4 protein-coding genes are annotated in these 3,485 nt (G+C 61.7%); all 4 read left to right on the top strand.

Annotation, left to right across the window (positions count from 1 at the left end; translation table 11 throughout):
- Window positions 1–36: 36 nt before the first annotated feature.
- Window positions 37–1,233 (top strand): bifunctional cobalt-precorrin-7 (C(5))-methyltransferase/cobalt-precorrin-6B (C(15))-methyltransferase, encoded by a 1,197-nt coding sequence (locus tag QJ48_RS30205; protein WP_054977066.1) that lies wholly within the window; start codon window positions 37–39, stop codon window positions 1,231–1,233.
- Window positions 1,226–1,936, top strand: a complete 711-nt coding sequence (gene cobI, locus QJ48_RS37145) for a precorrin-2 C(20)-methyltransferase (RefSeq protein WP_054977065.1) — start codon at window positions 1,226–1,228, stop codon at window positions 1,934–1,936. Before QJ48_RS30205 ends, cobI begins: the two co-directional genes overlap by 8 nt.
- On the top strand, window positions 1,937–2,713 hold the full coding sequence (gene cobM / locus QJ48_RS37140) for a precorrin-4 C(11)-methyltransferase (protein ID WP_054977064.1): 777 nt from the start codon (window positions 1,937–1,939) through the stop codon (window positions 2,711–2,713). It abuts the gene before it with no gap.
- On the top strand, window positions 2,713–3,485 hold a 773-nt coding region (locus tag QJ48_RS30190; protein ID WP_272948169.1), incomplete at its 3' end, for a cobalt-precorrin 5A hydrolase. The genes cobM and QJ48_RS30190, both read left to right, overlap by 1 nt.

Here is a 3,485-nt window from a genome sequence, read left to right as displayed (position 1 = left end):
TGTGTATAAGAGACAGCCAATCAATAGCCCGGTTCACTGCAGGCGTATCTCGCCCGGATTCGGCAAACCGGGTTATTGATCGGCGGGGAGCGGCAGCTGCAGTTTTTTGCCGATACCGCCGCTGAAAAGGTCGTGCTCAAAAGCGGGCTGTCCGAGCTAACGGAGCGCCTGAGGTCGGAAACCCGGAACACGGTGGTGCTGGCTTCGGGCGATCCGTTGTTTTACGGGATCGGAGGCTACTTGTCCGGCAAGCTGCCCGGGCGGGTGGAGGTTTACCCGCAAGTAAGCTCGCTGCAGCTTGCTTTTGCGCGGATCGGCGAGAGCTGGCAGGACGCCGCGGTCGTCAGCGTACACGGGCGCAGCATGCAGGGCTTGGCGCAGCGGATCGACGGCGCGAAGAAGGTGGCGCTGCTCACGGACGAGCACAATACGCCGGGGGCGATTGCGCGCTATTTGCTGAATTACGGCATGACCGAATACGACGCGTTCGTCGGCGAGAACCTCGGTGGACCCGCCGAGCGGACGGGCTGGTTCGGGCTGCAGGAGCTGGCCGATATGGCGCAGACGCACTTTTCGCCGCTCAATGTCGTTGTGCTGCGGATGCGCAAAGACGCCGAATCGCCGCGCTGGGCGCTGGGCATCGAGGATGGAGAGTTTGCGCAGCGGAAGCCGGACAAAGGGCTTATCACGAAAAAGGAAGTCCGTGTGCTCAGCTTGGCGGCCCTGCAGTTGAAGCGGGACAGCGTCGTTTGGGACATCGGCACCTGCACGGGCTCGGTCGCGATCGAAGCGGCGAAAATATGCCGCGAAGGCGCGGTGTACGCCATCGAAAAGAACGAGGGCGACCTGGATAATTTTCACGAGAACGCCCGCAAATTCCGTACGGACATTACCGCCGTACACGGCAAAGCGCCCCAAGGTCTGGAGCAGTTTCCCGATCCTGATGCGGTCTTTATCGGCGGCAGCGGCGGCGAGCTGCGCGAGCTGTTGGCCGTATGCTGTGCCCGGCTGAAGCCGGAAGGGCGGATCGTGCTGAACGCGGTGACGATCGAGAACTTGTCCGCCGCGTCGCAAGCTTTTGCCGCAGAAGGGTTCGTGACGGACATTACGCTGACCCAGATGAGCCGCAGTAAGCCGATTTTGGACATGACGCGGTTTGAAAGCTTGAATCCGGTATACATCATTGCAGCGCGGAAGCGGACGGATAAAGGAGAGGACGGAACGGATGAGTAAGCTGGGCACATTGTACGGATTGGGCGTGGGGCCGGGGGACCCCGAGCTGATAACGGTGAAGGCGTTCCGCCTGCTGAAGGAGTCGCCGGTCATCGCCTATCCCCGCAAGAAATCCGGGGCCAAGAGCTACGCTTTGGCAATTACGGAGCTGTACGTCGATACCCGGGAGAAGGAAATGGTCAGTCTGACCTTCCCGATGACGAAGGACCGCGAAGCGCTGGAGAAGCAATGGAACAAGACGGTTGACACGGTATGGGGCTATCTCAGCCAAGGGAAAAACGTCGCGTTTGTCACGGAAGGCGATCCGATGCTGTACAGCACGTACATTCACCTGATGCGGCTCATGAAGGAGCGCCATCCCGAGGTGGAAGCCGTATCCATACCTGGGATCTCTTCCGTGCTTGCCGCTGCGTCGAGGCTCGGCCTGCCGCTGGCGGACGGAGACGAGCAGGTGGCTGTCGTGCCTGCGACCGACGATTACGAGGCGATGCGCCGGGCGCTTGAAACGCACGACTGCGTCGTGTTTATCAAGGTAGCGAAGGTCATCGACCTGATGCTGACCGTGCTGCGCGATTTGGGGCTGGTCGACAAGGCGGCCGTCTTGACCAAGGTAACCTCTGCGGAGGAGCTGATCTGGCGCAACATGGAGGAGCTGGCCGGACGGGAGCTGGAATATTTGACGCTGATGGTGGTGAGAAAATAGATGAAAATTTATATTATCGGAGCAGGTCCCGGCGACCCGGATTTGATCACCGTCAAAGGACTCCGCATCCTGCAGGAAGCGGACGTCGTGCTGTATACGGATTCGCTCGTCAATGAGGAGCTGATTGCCCGGGCGAAGCCGGGGGCGGAGGTGCTGCAAAGCGCGGGCATGAGCCTGGAGGAAATGGTCGCGGTCATGACCGACCGGGTCAAAGCGGGCAAGCTTGTGGCACGGGTGCATACCGGCGATCCAGCCGTGTTCGGGGCGATTATGGAGCAAAAGGCGCTGCTCGCCAAAGAAGGCATCTCCTGCGAGATCATCCCGGGCGTCAGCTCGGTGTTCGCGTCCGCAGCGGCGGTCGGCGCGGAGTTGACGATCCCGGATCTGACGCAGACGCTGATTTTGACGCGGGCCGAGGGACGCACCCCGGTGCCGGACCGCGAGCAGTTGAAAGAGCTGGCGTCGCATCATTGTACAATCGCGTTGTTCCTCAGCGCGACGCTGACCAAAAAAGTCGTGCGCGAGCTGACCGATGCGGGCTGGAGCCTCGATACGCCGGTAGCGGTCGTGCAGCGGGCGACATGGCCGGATCAATTGATCGTTCGCACGACGCTGGAGAAGCTGGACGAGGATATGCGGACGAACGGCATCCGCTCGCATGCGATGATTTTGGCCGGGTGGGCGCTCGACCCGAATATCCACGAGAAAGACGAATACCGCTCCAAGCTCTACGATAAAACGTTCACTCACGGCTACCGCAAAGGAGTGAAGGAATGATGAGCGCGAAGGGCGGAGACGGAGAGCGGAAAGGTATGGTGGCGGAGGCAGTGTCGGCCGCAGCGGCGGGCAACGTGCCCGGAGCCGCGGCGGACGGCGCTCAACCCATTGCTCTGCAGGAAGGCGTAATCCCGGCGATCAGCTTGAACGGAGACTACGCCGTCGTCGCCATTACGAAGCACGGCGTGGAGCTGGCACGGCGTTTGCAGAGCACGTTTTCCCATGCCGACGTGTATTACATGTCCAAATTCGCGCGAGGCGACGAAGCGGCCAAAGGCATCCAATTGTTCGAGGGCAGCGTGCGGCTGCTGTTTCCCGCGCTGTTCCCGGCGTATAAGGGCATCATTTGCATCATCTCGCTGGGCGCGGTGGTCCGGATGATCGCTCCGCTGCTTGAGGATAAAAAGAAAGACCCCGGCATCGTCGTCATCGACGACAAAGGGGAGCATGTCATCAGCGTGCTGTCGGGCCATCTCGGCGGAGCCAACGAGCTGACGCGCGAGGTGGCGGCGGCGCTGGGCGCAAGACCCGTGCTGACGACTGCGTCCGACGTGCAGAAGACGATCGCCGTCGACCTGTTCGGCCGCCGTTTCGGCTGGACGTGGGAATCGGCCGACAAGCTGACGCCGGTCAGCGCGTCCGTCGTCAACGAAGAGCGAGTTGCCGTCGTCCAGGAGTCCGGCGAGCCGGACTGGTGGCTGTATGACACGCCGCTGCCGCAGACGATCCGGGTGTACGGTGACGTGCGGAGCGCGCTGGCGGACGATCCGCA

It is taken from the genome of Paenibacillus sp. A3, from assembly GCF_001399685.1.
Classification (GTDB): domain Bacteria; phylum Bacillota; class Bacilli; order Paenibacillales; family NBRC-103111; genus Paenibacillus_G.
Note: the sequence above shows the minus strand (reverse complement) of the source record. Positions and strands in the feature narration are given on the sequence as shown.